This window comes from Paragemmobacter ruber (assembly GCF_009908315.1).
Classification (GTDB): Bacteria; Pseudomonadota; Alphaproteobacteria; order Rhodobacterales; family Rhodobacteraceae; genus Paragemmobacter; species Paragemmobacter ruber.
This window is the reverse complement of sequence record NZ_JAAATW010000004.1, coordinates 1-12,821: the sequence shown is the minus strand read 5'-3', so window position 1 is coordinate 12,821 and position 12,821 is coordinate 1. Positions and strand designations below refer to the sequence as shown.

The 12,821-nt window shown below is 64.1% G+C and carries 12 protein-coding genes; 8 read left to right on the top strand and 4 right to left on the bottom strand.

Going from position 1 to position 12,821, the window contains the following annotated elements:
- Nucleotides 1-133 precede the first annotated feature (133 nt).
- Genes ilvD through GU920_RS16110 form a run of 3 tightly spaced genes read right to left on the bottom strand, consistent with a single transcriptional unit; the run spans nucleotide 134 to nucleotide 3,671 of the window.
- Entirely contained in the window at nucleotides 134-1,864 is a 1,731-nt protein-coding gene (gene ilvD / locus GU920_RS16120) for a dihydroxy-acid dehydratase (RefSeq protein WP_161768151.1), read from the bottom strand.
- Between the two features lie 12 nt (nucleotides 1,865-1,876).
- A complete protein-coding gene (locus tag GU920_RS16115; protein ID WP_235933357.1) occupies nucleotides 1,877-2,677 on the bottom strand; it encodes a DUF6671 family protein in 801 nt (266 codons plus the stop codon).
- 19 nt (nucleotides 2,678-2,696) lie between these two features.
- The gene (locus GU920_RS16110; protein WP_161768149.1) at nucleotides 2,697-3,671 is read right to left on the bottom strand and encodes a sodium-dependent bicarbonate transport family permease; all 975 of its coding nucleotides are present in this window, start codon (nucleotides 3,669-3,671) and stop codon (nucleotides 2,697-2,699) included.
- A 109-nt stretch (nucleotides 3,672-3,780) separates the two neighbouring features.
- Here GU920_RS16110 and GU920_RS16105 point away from each other — a divergent pair, with 109 nt between their 5' ends.
- Nucleotides 3,781-4,641: a LysR family transcriptional regulator gene (locus tag GU920_RS16105; protein WP_161768148.1), complete on the top strand. Its 861-nt coding sequence runs from the start codon at nucleotides 3,781-3,783 to the stop codon at nucleotides 4,639-4,641.
- A gap of 220 nt (nucleotides 4,642-4,861) precedes the next feature.
- Here GU920_RS16105 and GU920_RS16100 read toward each other — a convergent pair whose 3' ends face one another.
- Nucleotides 4,862-5,800 (bottom strand): LysR family transcriptional regulator, encoded by a 939-nt coding sequence (locus tag GU920_RS16100; protein ID WP_161768147.1) that lies wholly within the window; start codon nucleotides 5,798-5,800, stop codon nucleotides 4,862-4,864.
- A gap of 175 nt (nucleotides 5,801-5,975) precedes the next feature.
- Here GU920_RS16100 and GU920_RS16095 point away from each other — a divergent pair, with 175 nt between their 5' ends.
- From GU920_RS16095 to GU920_RS16065, 7 genes are all read left to right on the top strand, one after another.
- Complete coding sequence (locus GU920_RS16095) at nucleotides 5,976-6,935, top strand: uroporphyrinogen decarboxylase family protein (protein ID WP_161768146.1); 960 nt, start codon at nucleotides 5,976-5,978, stop codon at nucleotides 6,933-6,935.
- An 81-nt stretch (nucleotides 6,936-7,016) separates the two neighbouring features.
- Nucleotides 7,017-7,976 (top strand): tripartite tricarboxylate transporter substrate binding protein, encoded by a 960-nt coding sequence (locus tag GU920_RS16090; RefSeq protein ID WP_161768145.1) that lies wholly within the window; start codon nucleotides 7,017-7,019, stop codon nucleotides 7,974-7,976.
- Nucleotides 7,952-8,440, top strand: coding sequence for a tripartite tricarboxylate transporter TctB family protein (locus GU920_RS16085; protein WP_161768144.1), 489 nt, complete (start codon nucleotides 7,952-7,954; stop codon nucleotides 8,438-8,440). Before GU920_RS16090 ends, GU920_RS16085 begins: the two co-directional genes overlap by 25 nt.
- Complete coding sequence (locus GU920_RS16080; RefSeq protein WP_161768143.1) at nucleotides 8,437-9,930, top strand: tripartite tricarboxylate transporter permease; 1,494 nt, start codon at nucleotides 8,437-8,439, stop codon at nucleotides 9,928-9,930. Before GU920_RS16085 ends, GU920_RS16080 begins: the two co-directional genes overlap by 4 nt.
- A gap of 56 nt (nucleotides 9,931-9,986) precedes the next feature.
- Entirely contained in the window at nucleotides 9,987-10,370 is a 384-nt protein-coding gene (locus GU920_RS16075; RefSeq protein WP_161768142.1) for a Rid family detoxifying hydrolase, read from the top strand.
- Between the two features lies 1 nt (nucleotide 10,371).
- Nucleotides 10,372-11,484 carry a PLP-dependent cysteine synthase family protein gene (locus tag GU920_RS16070; protein WP_161768141.1) on the top strand — a complete coding sequence of 371 codons (1,113 nt, stop codon included), beginning with the start codon at nucleotides 10,372-10,374 and terminating at the stop codon, nucleotides 11,482-11,484.
- Nucleotides 11,485-11,496: 12 nt separating this feature from the next.
- Nucleotides 11,497-12,534 (top strand): NAD/NADP octopine/nopaline dehydrogenase family protein, encoded by a 1,038-nt coding sequence (locus GU920_RS16065; protein WP_161768140.1) that lies wholly within the window; start codon nucleotides 11,497-11,499, stop codon nucleotides 12,532-12,534.
- Nucleotides 12,535-12,821: the final 287 nt, after the last annotated feature.

Genomic DNA, 12,821 nt, shown 5'->3' with positions numbered 1-12,821 from the left:
GGGAACGGCAGCATGGTCCCGCGACAGCGCGACCCTGTGCCTTTTGGCAGGCCTCTGGACAAAGGCACCGCTCACGCAGGGCCTTTGCCGTTCGTTTGGGTTGGGGATCAGCGCTCCACGCCGGCGTCAGGTGTCATAGATCCATGTAGATGTGCTTTTCCGCCTTGGCGCCCGGATGGGTGACCGCGCCCCAGCGGGCACCGCCGACGAGCTTGGCGAATTTCCAGATGGCGCCTGTGGCATATTGGGTGGGGCGTGGGCCAGACCACGCGGCACGCCGGGCGGCGAGTTCCGCATCGCTCAGTGCCACGGACAACTCGCCGGTGATCGCGTTGATGGTGATGACATCACCCGTCCGGATCAGCGCGATCGGCCCGCCATGGGCCGCTTCGGGCCCGATATGGCCGACGCAGAAGCCACGGGTCGCGCCGGAGAACCGGCCATCGGTGATGAGGGCGACCTTCTTGCCCATCCCCTGCCCCGAGATGGCTGCGGTGGTGGCCAGCATCTCGCGCATGCCGGGGCCACCGGCGGGGCCTTCGTTGCGGATCACGATGACCTCGCCCGCGCTATAAGCGCGGGCGCGGACGGCCTCGAATGCCTCTTCTTCGGATTCGAAGACGCGGGCGGGGCCGGTGAAGACCTGTTCCTCTGCGGTCATGCCCGCGACTTTGACGATGGCCCCGTCGGGGGCGAGGTTGCCGCGCAGGCCGACCACGCCGCCCGTGGGCGTGAGCGGTGTTGATGCGGGATAGATCACGCGGCCGTCCGCCTCGCCACGGATATCATCCAGCTCCTCGCCCAATGTCCGGCCCGAGGCGGTGATGCAATCGCCATGGATGAGGCCGAGCTTCTGGAGTTCCTTCAACACGACCGGAACGCCGCCCACCTCGTAGAGGTCCTTTGCCACATATTTCCCGCCCGGACGCAGATCGCAGAAATAGGGCGTGTCGCGCATGATATCGGTCACGTCGAACAGATCGAAATCCACCCCTGCCTCATGCGCGATGGCGGGCAGGTGCAGCGCGGCATTGGTGCTGCCCCCGGTGCAGGCTACGATGCGCGCGGCATTTTCCAAGGATTTCCGGGTGACGATATCCCGGGCGCGGATGTTCTTCTCGATCAGGCGAAGGACGGCTTCGCCGCTGGTATGGCCGTAATGGTCGCGGCTTTCATAGGGGGCTGGCGCCCCGGAAGAGTTCAGCAAGGCGAGGCCGATCGCTTCGGACACACAGGCCATGGTGTTGGCCGTATACTGCGCGCCACAGGCCCCCGCACCCGGGCAGGCCACCCTTTCGAGGATCGCCAGTTCGGCATCCGACAGGTTGCCTGCCTGATGCCTGCCCACGGCTTCGAACACGTCCTGCACCGTCACATCCCGCCCATCGAGGCGACCCGGCAGGATCGAACCGCCGTAGATGAAGACGGATGGCACGTTCAGCCGCACCATCGCCATCATCATGCCCGGCAGGGATTTGTCGCACCCGGCCAAGCCCACCAGCGCATCGTAGCAATGACCGCGCATCGTCAGCTCGACCGTGTCGGCAATCGCGTCGCGCGAGGCGAGCGAGGAGCGCATCCCTTCATGCCCCATGGCGATACCGTCGGTCACGGTGATCGTCGTGAATTCGCGCGGCGTCCCCCCCGCCGCCTTCACGCCGGCCTTCACCGCCTGCGCCTGACGATTCAGCGTGATATTGCAGGGCGCCGCCTCGTTCCAGCAGGTGGCGACGCCGACCCAAGGTTGATGGATTTCCTCTTCGCTCAGCCCCATGGCGTAAAAATAGCTGCGATGGGGTGCGCGCGCGGGGCCTTCGGTGACATGGCGGCTCGGCAGGCGGGATTTGTCGAAACGGGAGGTCATGGTCGGGCTCCTTCAGGGGTTGCAACTGGGGCAATGGGCGGGATCAGCAAAGCCTGCGCGGGGTAGGACAACCTCATGCCGGCAGGCGGTGCAGCCATGCACATCTGCCGCGATCAGGCCGGTCTCGGTTTCGCAGTCACGGCAGATCAGGCCGGCGACTGTGCGCAGACGGCCGAAACCCGGTGCGGCGCAGGCCGGGCATGGGGTGTTCAGACGGGCGGCCAGCCGTCCGGCAAGTTCCCCGATCACCGCCATCCGTCGCGGGTTCATATGCGCGCGCATGTCGATCTGAAGATGGGCCTGGCCCGATTGGGCCAACGCCTGTGCCACCGCCTTGTCGAAGGTGGCGGGATCGGTGATCCCCTTTGCCACCGGCGCCATGGCCTGTACGGACTGCACGATCACGGCTTGGGCGGGAAAGCCTGTCCGCGCGAGAAAGGCCACGGCGTCCTTTGGCGAAGTGACGATCTGCTGATCGTAGCTGGGGCGTTCGTCGGTCATCGTCTCGATGATCTCGTGTCCGGTTTCCGTATCGAGCCAGAGCAGGAGTTCCTGTCCGATGGGCAGGAACGGGATCACGGGGTGGGGGCCATAGGCCCCTTCAGAGGCCAGACCGACCGGCAAGCCTGTCACCTCGGCGGCGGCGCGCGCCTTGGATCGGGCGGCGTCCGCCATGGTTCCCATGCGGGCGATCTCGCCGGAGAAGGTGCCGAAACGATCTGTGTCGATGGCGGCCCGTTCGACCGTGATGCCGATGCGTGCGAAATGCGGCGCGATCGCCGCCTCTTTGCCGTGCATCGTTCCTAGCGCCACGCGCTGTGGCAATCCCATGTCACAGACCCTGCCAGAACGCGGTCATCTGCCAGACCAGCGGCACCCCCGCGATCAGCATGAAGGGGAAGGTGATGCCCAGCGACGACGTCAGATAGACCGAGGGATTGGCGTCGGGAAACGTCGCCCGCACGGCAGCGGGGGCGTCGATGTAGCTGGCCGATGCCGCCACCGCGCCAAGGACGAAGGCCGATCCCATCGGCAGACCCGCCAGCGTGGCAAGGCCGCTGACCGCAAAGCCGTTGACCATGGGCATGGCCAGCCCGAAGGCGAGCATCCGTCCGCCGACCTTTGCGAAATCGCGCAACTGCCGCCCGGCGGTCATGCCCATTTCCAGCAGGAACAGCACGAGGACACCACGGAAGAGATCGACAAAGAACGGCTCTACCTTGGCGAAATTCGCTTCACCCGAGGCAGCACCTATCACCAATCCGCCCCCCAACAGCAAAAGCCCCCGCCCCCGCAACGTTTCCTTCAGGATCGCCGACAGGGCCACACCTTGCACGCCTTGCGCCCGTGACAGTGCAACCCGACCATAGAACAAGGCCACCAGAATGCCCAATTCCATCAAGGCGACAAGGCCTGTGACATAGCCCTCCATCGGGAAGCCCGCGCCTTCGGCATAGGCCCGGGCCACCACGAACGTCACGGATGATACCGACCCGTACAAGGCCGCCACCCCGGCGGAATCCACGATCGACAGCCGAACGATATAGCGCGCGACGACGAAGATCAGCAGCGGGATGAACAGCACGATCGCCGCCGTCACCGTCACCGCGCCAAGAACATTGGAAAGGTCTGCGGTCGCCAGTTCGCGCCCGCCCTGCAAGCCGATGGAGAACAGAAGAAAGATCGCAAAGATACGGATCACAGGTTCCGGGATTTCCAGATCGGACCGGATCAACGTGGCGATGATCCCCAGAATGAAGGACAGGGTGATCGGCGAAATCAGGTTCTCGATCAGGATGGCATCCATGGTCTGCAAAGCTCCGCTCGGTGTGCCGCGCCGTTTTGCCGAACGGCATTTGAAAAGAGAAACGCGAAGTTTACATCACATTCATTCGAAAACCCGATAGGTTGCACCCATGCACGATGTCGATACCTTTGTTCTGCGCACCTTCCTGGCGCTGGCGGAAACCGGCAGTTTTTCACGCGCGGGCGTGATGGTGGGGCGGTCGCAATCAGCCGTTTCGGAACAGATCCGCAAGCTGGAAGAGTTGTTTGGCCGCACGCTGCTTGAACGGACGACGCGCAGCGTGCGTCTCACCGCCGAGGGTGAGCATCTGCTGGTTCATGCCCGTGCGATGGTCGCGCAGGCGGATGCGATGCTGGCGCGCTTTCGCGCCCCTGACATCGCGGGGGAGGTGCGATTTGGCAGCCCAGAAGATTTTGCCTCTGCCTATCTTCCCGACATCCTTGGCGTTTTCGCAGCAGCCCATCCGGCGGTGGAACTGCACGTCACCTGCCAGTTGACGCTGCCCTTGGTCGAGGAGTTCGAGGCAGGCGCGCAGGATCTGATCATCGTCAAGCAAGACCCGGAAAAGCGCTATCCGGCATCACGTCCCATCTGGCGCGAAAGGCTGGTCTGGGTGGCCGCGACATCGCTTTCGCGGCCCTTTGCCGAGGCAACGCGCGGCCCCCTGCCATTGGTTCTCAGCCCTTCGCCTTGTGTCTATCGCAGCAGGGCGACCCGCACCTTGGAAGCCAGCGGCGTGACGTGGAGCGGTGTATTCACGTCACCGTCGTTCTCCGGGCAGGCTGCGGCGGTGCGGGCGGGTTTGGGCTATGCGGTGATGCCGCGCGCCATGGTGCCGACCGAACTTGTCGTTCTTCACGATTGGCCGGAACTGGCCGAGGTCGAGATCGCCCTGCTTGGGCAGGCAAGACTCCCACCCGCCGCCGCCGCCCTTGCAGGCTTCATCGAAGAGCGCGTCGCCCGTCGATGAAGGCGCCGTTTTGATCATCGGCTTGCGAGGTGACTTTTCTTTGGTCACTCGGGGCCCGATGCGGCCGCCTCATGATCGTTTTCAACGACTGGCGGGAGTGTTGGGAGGGCCAGTCGCGCCGGGCCATGGGGGCAGACAGAACAAGGCGCGTAAAGACCAGCACGCGATCATCAGCGCCACGCAGCGGCATTGGGCGACCCGGCGGCGGCCTTGCTGCCGATCAATCAGCCTCGCTGGCCAGCAATAGGCGCCCGCGTATCTGATTGCGCTGCATCATCGTCTTCACAAGGTCACGAAACACCTCTTTCACCGCCCGGGCCGAGAGGGATAGTTCGGAAAACTCATGCCAGACAAATGACAAGGTCCGCTCGATCCCCGGATCGACAATGCGGGAGGCCACCATAAGCCCGGCCTCGATTTCCATGGCGAAGGCCGAATAGGGCACCACTGTATAGGCACGCCCGCTGAGCGCGATGCTGCGAAACACCGACAGCGAGTCCTGTTCCACCACCACGTTCAGCCGGTGACCGATGCGCGCTGCCGTGTGTTCCATTTCGATGCGCAACTGGTTCTTGCGACCGCCCATCACCAGCGGCAGATGCTGCAGGTTGGAAAAGGCAATCTCTTCGCCCGCTTCTGGCGGGCGGGTGCGTCCCACAAGATACAGGTCCTGCGCCAGCACGGGTTCGGACGCCGCGCCGACCAGCGTCGAGACATTGGGCAGGAGCCCGAAATCCACCTGGCGGGATGTGACCAGCGTATCGCTTTCCACACGCATCAAGTCGAGGATCACCAGCCTGATCTGCGGATGGGCCTCACGCACGGCCCAATAAAGCTGCCCCGCCAGAAGCGGCGCGGCCGAGGCCGCCAAGACCACCCGCACCTCGCCCGTGAGGCTGGACTGGGCATTGACCGTCTCTTCGCGGACCTGATCCACATGGCGGAACAGCGACAGGGCTCCGTCATATAGGCGGGTGCCTGCTTCGGTCAGGGTCACGCCCTTGGCGCTGCGCTCCAGCAGCGTCAGGCCAAGTTCCTGCTCAAGTGCCCGAATATGCGCCGAAAAGGCCGGTTGGGCAAGGCGCACATTGCGCGCCGCAGCAGAGATGCTGCCGCTGCGCGCGGCTTCGACGAAGTATCGCAGATGGTCCAGACGCATGGCAAGCCTATCGCGACTTGATATGGAAACTATCGCGAAATAATATTTTCGCGATGCCTTTTTGTAAATTATTTCTGTATCAGGGCAGGGTCTGCTGCCGACAAAAGGGCAAGCCAGGATGAAATACAGCGCGCAAGTCCAAAGCATTTTTGGCACCAGGATTGGCGCTGCGCCCTTGTTTTCCTTCTGGAGCCACTTTCCCGATGCCGATCTCGATGCCGACCGTCTGGCCGAGGCCACCATCGACTTTCAGCGCGCGTTCGATCTGGATTTCGTGAAAACCGCCCCCAATGGCATGTATGCCGTCGAGGACCTTGGCGTTCAGGTCGATTTCTCGGACGTGCCGCAGGGCGGTGTCGCAAAGGTCACTGAAACCCCCTACGCCACCCCCGACGCCTGGTTGCGCCTGCCCGAAGCCGATCTTGCGCGCGGCGCGCTGGCGCGCGAGTTGCGCGCCCTGCGTCTGATGCGGGCGGCCATGCCCGGCGTGCCGATCGTCTTTACCGTCTTCAGCCCGATGACCATCGCGTCCAAGCTCAGCCGCGGCCGGATCCACGCCCAGATCGCGGAGCGCGTCTCGCTCGAGGCCGTGCATGTCGGATTGGACCGCATCGCCCGCAGCGTCAGCGCCCTGTCGCAGGCCGCCATCGAGGCCGGCGCCGATGGCGTATTCTTTGCCCATCAGGACACCGGGCGCGACCTGCTGTCTTATGATGATTTCTGCGAGTTCGTGGTGCCCTATGACATCGAGGCGCTTTTGGGTGCGCAGCGGGGGCGGTTCAACATCCTGCATGCCCATGGCGCACAGATCCGCTTCCGCGAGATTCAGGATTACCCGGTGCAGGCGCTGAACTGGCACAACTGGGAAACGCGGCCAAGCATGGCCGCTGGCATGCTCACCTCGGGCAAATGCATCGTGGGCGGGGTGGATCGCTGGTCGATCACCCGCAATGACGTGCCCGCCGTGCAGCGGCAGATACTGGAAACCCTTCGCGCGGTCGCGGGACAGGGCGATCTGATCATCGCCCCCAGCTGCGCGATCCGCGCCGGGTTTTCGGCCCAGACCATGCATGCGATCCGCGATTTCGTCCGCAGTCTGACCGGCCCCGATGCCGCGCAGACCGTGGCTGCCTGATACCGTGACTGCCAAAGATCACGGAGGGCCGGACCGTCGGCCTGACCAAGAAAGACACCGACACAACAGCATGAGGAACAGATGAAACGCTCGAATATCCTTTTTGGCCTTGCCCTGGCCATGAGCTTTGGCCAGCCGGCGCTGGCAGAGTTTCCCGAAAAGCCCATCGAGATGATTGTGGCCTTCGCGCCCGGCGGCGGCACGGATGTGGCGGCGCGCTCCATAGCCATGTTCATGGAAAAGCATCTGGGCAATGGCGCATCGATCGCGGTCATCAACAAGCCCGGCGCCGGTGGCGAAATCGGCTGGACCGCGCTGTCGACGGCCGAACCCGATGGCTATACCATCGGCATGATCAACCCGCCCTCTTTCGTGGCGCTCGCCGTCGAGGGCAAGGCGAAATACACGATGGATGACTTCCAGCCCATCGGGAACATCGTGCTTGACCCCGGTATCCTGGTTGTCGGCAAGGACAGCCCCTACGAGTCCCTCGGCGCATTGGTCGAGGCGTCGAAGGCCGCGCCGGGCGCCATCGTGGTGGGCACCTCGGGCGCTGCCGGCTCTTCCGAGCATATCGGCATCCTGAACCTGAACCGTGCCGCCGGAACCAGCTTTACCCCGGCCTTCTTCGGATCGACCGCGCCGGTGCGTCAGGCCCTTCTCGGGGGCCATGTCCCGGTTGCCACCATGAACCTGTCCGAAGCCCTGCCGCTGGTGCGCAGCGGCGACATCCGCCTGCTGGGCGTCATGTCAACCGAACGGTCGCCCTATCTGCCGGATGCGCCCACGTTCAAGGAACAGGGGTACGACCTGATCGTGACCGCATCGCGCGGGCTGGCTGCCCCCGCAGGCACCCCGCCCGAAGTGGTGGAGAAACTTCAGGCTGCGCTCAAGGCAGCGATGGAGGATCCCGAATATCTGAAGGCCGCGGAAGAGGCTGAGATCCCGCTTGCCTATCTGGATGCGCCCGCCTACCGCACCTTGATCGACCAGATCACGGGCGAACTGGCCGAGACATGGAAGGTCACCCCTTGGCGCTGATCTCCTCCCCCTCCCGACGCCGAGGAGAGCTGGGCTTTGCGGCGGTGCTTCTTGCCGTCGCAGGCCTCTGCTTTGTCACAGCGGGCGATTATCCCGGTGCGAGCGGCACCTATCCTAGGGTGCTTTCTGTCCTGCTGGGCTGTGGCGCAATCGTGGTTCTGGCGCGGGCCTGGCGGCAGAACGGTGACAACGGCCGGGTGCCGTTGATGGCGAACCCGGGCCGCTGCCTGCTCGGCTTTGCCGCCATGGCGCTGTATGTCATCGGGATCGACCTGCTGGGATACATCCTGCCCAGCTTTGCCCTTGTTGTCCTGCTGCCGCTGCTGCTGGGCTATCGCGATCTGCGTCTGACCGTTCTCGCCGCCCTTGGCGGGATAGGCTTCATTCTTCTGGTCTTTGCTGTGATCCTCGAACGCCCGATGCCTTCGGATCTGTTCGACCCGCTGCTGGAGATGCTGCGATGATCGACGCCCTGCTTAGCGCGCTGCCGCATGTGCTGGCGCCTGCCAACCTGTTTGCCGTGCTGCTGGGCACCGTTGCGGGCCTGCTGGTCGGCGCGCTGCCCGGCTTGACCGTGACGACCGGCCTTGCCGTGCTGATCCCGCTGACCTTCGGCATGGATCCGCTGTTTGCCCTGGGCATGATGGCCGGCATGTACAATGGCGGGAGCTATGGCGGCGCCATCCCCGCGATCTTGCTGCGGGTGCCGGGGACACCCGCGTCGGTCGCCACGCTGCTTGATGGCTATGAGATGACGAAACAGGGCAAGGCGGCCTATGCGCTGCAGGTCGCTGTCGTGTCAGGCGTCATCGGCTCTGCGCTGTCGGCGGTCGCGCTGATCGTCTTTGCGCCGTCGCTGGTGAAGGTCAGCCTCATGTTCGGGCCTGCCGAGTATTTCTGGGTCGCGCTGTTGGGTCTGGCCACGGTCGCTTCGCTTTTGGGCGATGACTTCGTGAAGGGTCTGATCGCAGCCGTGATCGGCCTGCTGATCGGCACCATGGGTACAGATCTCGCCACCGGGACGGAACGCTACACCTTTGGCCGGTTGGAATTTGCCGATGGTCTGGATATCGTTGTACTTCTGACCGCGCTTTTCGCGGTACCGCCGGTGATCCGGATGATCGAAACCGCCAGCCATCAGGGGATGTCGAAGGACCTGCTGAAGCTTCGCAAAGAGGGGTCGGTGCTGCGCGACTGGCGGCGCTATCTCCCGGTCTGGTCGCGGTCTTCGGTCATTGGCATCATCATCGGCATTCTGCCCGGCGCGGGGGGTTCGATGTCCTGCTATCTGGCATACAACGATGCCAAGCGCCGCTCGCCCAATCCCGAAAGCTTTGGCAAAGGCAACCCCGAAGGTGTTGCCGCCTCGGAATGTGGGAATGGCGCGGACAATGCAGCCTCGCTCATCCCTGCCCTGTCGCTGGGCATTCCCGGATCGGGCGTCGCGGCGGTGATCCTCGGCGGCTTGCTGGTGCATGGGCTGCGCCCCGGACCGCAATTGTTTTCCGACCATCCCGATGTCGTCTATGGCTTCATGCTGCAGATGCTGCTGTCCGCAGGGCTTTTGATGCTGGTCGGCGGGCTTGCCGCAACCCGGATCTTCGGCCAGGCCTTGCGCCTGCCGCATGTGGTGTTGGCCCCGCTTATCCTGCTTTTCGTTGCCATCGGTGTCTATGCAGTGAACAATGCCATGTTCGATCTTTATCTGCTCTTGGGCATCGGGGTTTTCGCCTATGTGATGGACCAGCTGGATTATCCCAGTGCGCCGATCATCCTCGGCGTGATCCTTGGCCCGATCGCGGAAAGCCAGCTGTCCCTTGCGCTGACCATCTCGGGTGGCAATCCCTTGGCGCTGGTGTCTTCGCCCATGTCGATGATCATCGTGGCGCTGACGCTGTTCATTCTCTGCGTGCCGCTCTGGGGCATGTGGAAGGGCCGACGCAGCGCCGCCTGATGACCAAACGGATGCGGGGGGCAGTTCCCCCGCGCCCCCCACCTGAAGGTTTCCCCATGACCCCCATCGTCACAGAGGCGGCGCCCGCCGCCATCGGCCCCTATTCGCAGGCCATCGCCTGCTACGGCTTTCTCTTCGTGTCGGGCCAACTGCCGATTGATCCTGCAACCGGCGCCTTCCCGTCAGAGGATCCGGTGGACCAGATGCGACAGTGCCTGAAGAACATCGCAGCCATTGCCGCTGCGGCGGGCACCGACCTGCACCGCACCGTCAAGACCACCCTGCTTCTGCGCGATCTGACGCGCTTTGCCGAGATCAACGCTGCCTATGCGGAGGCCTTCGTGGCCCCCTACCCCGCCCGCGCCACCTTTGAAGTTTCGGCCCTGCCCAAAGGCGCGCAGATCGAGGTCGAGGCCGTCATCGCCTTGCCGGAGACCTGACATGCGGGCTGACTGCTGTTTTACCGAGACCCTTCCCTCGGGTGAAAACCCGGTTCGCGACTGGGGCCGTCACGCGATCGAGCTGCTGCTGGGCGATGCGCGCCGATCGGCCGATACCCATATGATCAAGCCTGTTTTCACGGGCCTTCCGGGCATCTCCATCTATTTCAAGGATGAAAGTAGCCATCCCACCGGCAGCCTGAAACACAGGCTGGCGCGGTCTCTGTTCCTTTATGGCATCTGCAATGGGCACATCGGCCCCGAGACCACGCTGATCGAGGCCTCCTCCGGGTCAACCGCCGTGTCTGAGGCCTACTTCGCCCGTCTTCTGGGCCTGAAATTCATCGCCGTGATGCCGCGTTCGACAAGCCATCCCAAGGTTGCGGCAATCCGGCAGTTCGGTGGCGCCTGTCATTTCGTGGATCACGCGGCTGAAGTCTATGCCGTCGCCGAACAGCTTGCCCGCGAGACCGGCGGTCATTACCTCGACCAGTTCACCAATGCCGAGCGTGCAACGGACTGGCGCGGCAATAACAACATCGCGCAAAGCATCTTTGATCAGATGCAGGCCGAGGCAGAACCCGTGCCCGATTGGGTGGTGATGAGCGCAGGCACCGGCGGGACCTCGGCCACCATAGGGCGCTATATCCGCTATCGCAATCTGGCGACGCGGCTTTGCGTGGTGGATGTCGAAGGCTCTGCCTTCTACGAGGCCTGGCGCAGTGGCGACAGGGGGGCAACCGCTGCGGGCAGCCGGATCGAGGGGATCGGACGGCCGCGGGTCGAACCGTCCTTCATTCCGGGCGTGATTGATCACATGATCCGCGTGCCTGATGCCGCGTCCTTTGCCGCCGCGCATGTGCTTTCCGAACGGCTCTTCCGCCGGGTGGGCGGATCGTCGGGAACCAATTTCTATGGCCTGCTCTGCATCGCCGCGCAGATGCGCCGCGAGGGGCGCACCGGCGCGCTGGTGACGCTGATCTGTGACAGTGGTGACCGCTATGCCGCCACCTGTTTCAACGATGACTGGCTGGCCGAGCAGCAGATCGACATTGCCCCCTGGCGCGCCCGGATCGAGGATTTCCTCGATCATGGCCGCTGTCTTCCAGCCTGACGGCGGCATCGGATGCGGGTATTGATCCTTGGGGCCGGCGGTATCGCCCGCGGCATGGCCGCGCTGCTACACTTTGGCGGACATCAGCCCTTGCTCTGGTCGCCGTCGGGCAAGGGCGTTGTCGATCTTGCGCAGACCGACCTTCAGGCCAGCGGCGCGCTACAGGCCCGGTTCCGCGTTGATCTGGCCTACGATCTTGCAACGGCCGTGAAGGCCGCAGCGGTCGTGGTGGTGGCGTTGCCGGCGAATGGGCACCGTCGGGTGATGGATCTGGCGATCCCGCATCTGACGAAAGAGCATTGCGTGATCGTCAGCGCGCAACTCTCGCTGGGGGCGGCCTACCTGCGACAGGAGCTTGTGGCGCGAAGTATGGATGCGACGGTCATCGGCTGGGGCACCACGGTTGTCATGGGGCGGCAAAGCGCGCCGGGCTTCGTGCAGATCGGTGGCTTGCGTCCCGCGGTGCCCATGGCTGTTCTGCCCAGTTCCCGCATGGACAGCGCGCTTGCCCTGTGCCGCACCCTCTTTGGAGATCGCTTTCAGCCCGAGCCCGGCCTGTTGGCCATCGCGCTCGGCAATCTCAATCCGCCCGTGCATCTGGCCAATGCGCTCTGCAATCTGACGCGGATCGAGAACGGCGAAACCTGGTTCAATTACAACGGCATGACGAAGTCAGTCGCGCGCCTCATCCTAGCGCTGGATGCCGAGCGGCAGTCAGTGGCGCAGGCCTTCGGCCTGTCGGTGCGCAGCGTGGAAGATCATTTCCGCATGAGCTTTGGCCTGCCCGACGGAATGGCCCTGGCTGAAATGGCGGCACAGATCCATCAAAGGCGCGGTGGGCCACCCGGACCCGTGACGCTGGACACGCGATTCATCACCGAAGACGTGCCCTTCGGGATCGTGGAGATCATCACTCTGGCCGCAGCTGCCGGGGTGGCGGTACCCTTGCATCAGGCGGGTCTGGCACTGGTCGATGCCCTTTATGGAACAAAGTTCGGCGAACAGAACGATCTACTCCCCGCCGTCAATCTGGCGGCACTGATGGGTTGATCCAGCCCTCACGCTCACTCAGCCCCGCCCAGATTGCCATGTTGGTCTGCGCCTCACACGTGACCGTCTAAACGTCGCGATGCGCTTGGGCCTTTGGTCGGGGGCGGCGTTCGGCCCGGCTGCAGCCACGTCAAGGGACGCTGCGCTCTGCGGGGGGAGTTGACCTGCCACTGGTCTATCATCCAGTTGCGACCGGAGCCGGTAGCTGATCTACGCCCTTCGGCGCGGGTTGAGCAATCACCCGGCGCGCGGAACTTTCATCGCGTGCAGCGGGACGGGCGATTGCG

What these genes read in the sequence shown, in the direction of transcription:
- GU920_RS16080 (WP_161768143.1), top strand. Translation starts at nt 8,437, where the DNA reads ATGATCGACGCCCTGCTTAGCGCGCTGCCGCATGTGCTGGCGCCTGCC.
- GU920_RS16085 (WP_161768144.1), top strand. Translation starts at nt 7,952, where the DNA reads ATGGAAGGTCACCCCTTGGCGCTGATCTCCTCCCCCTCCCGACGCCGA.
- GU920_RS16110 (WP_161768149.1), bottom strand. Translation starts at nt 3,671, where the DNA reads ATGGATGCCATCCTGATCGAGAACCTGATTTCGCCGATCACCCTGTCC.
- GU920_RS16065 (WP_161768140.1), top strand. Translation starts at nt 11,497, where the DNA reads ATGCGGGTATTGATCCTTGGGGCCGGCGGTATCGCCCGCGGCATGGCC.
- ilvD (WP_161768151.1), bottom strand. Translation starts at nt 1,864, where the DNA reads ATGACCTCCCGTTTCGACAAATCCCGCCTGCCGAGCCGCCATGTCACC.
- GU920_RS16105 (WP_161768148.1), top strand. Translation starts at nt 3,781, where the DNA reads ATGCACGATGTCGATACCTTTGTTCTGCGCACCTTCCTGGCGCTGGCG.
- GU920_RS16100 (WP_161768147.1), bottom strand. Translation starts at nt 5,800, where the DNA reads ATGCGTCTGGACCATCTGCGATACTTCGTCGAAGCCGCGCGCAGCGGC.
- GU920_RS16075 (WP_161768142.1), top strand. Translation starts at nt 9,987, where the DNA reads ATGACCCCCATCGTCACAGAGGCGGCGCCCGCCGCCATCGGCCCCTAT.
- GU920_RS16070 (WP_161768141.1), top strand. Translation starts at nt 10,372, where the DNA reads ATGCGGGCTGACTGCTGTTTTACCGAGACCCTTCCCTCGGGTGAAAAC.
- GU920_RS16090 (WP_161768145.1), top strand. Translation starts at nt 7,017, where the DNA reads ATGAAACGCTCGAATATCCTTTTTGGCCTTGCCCTGGCCATGAGCTTT.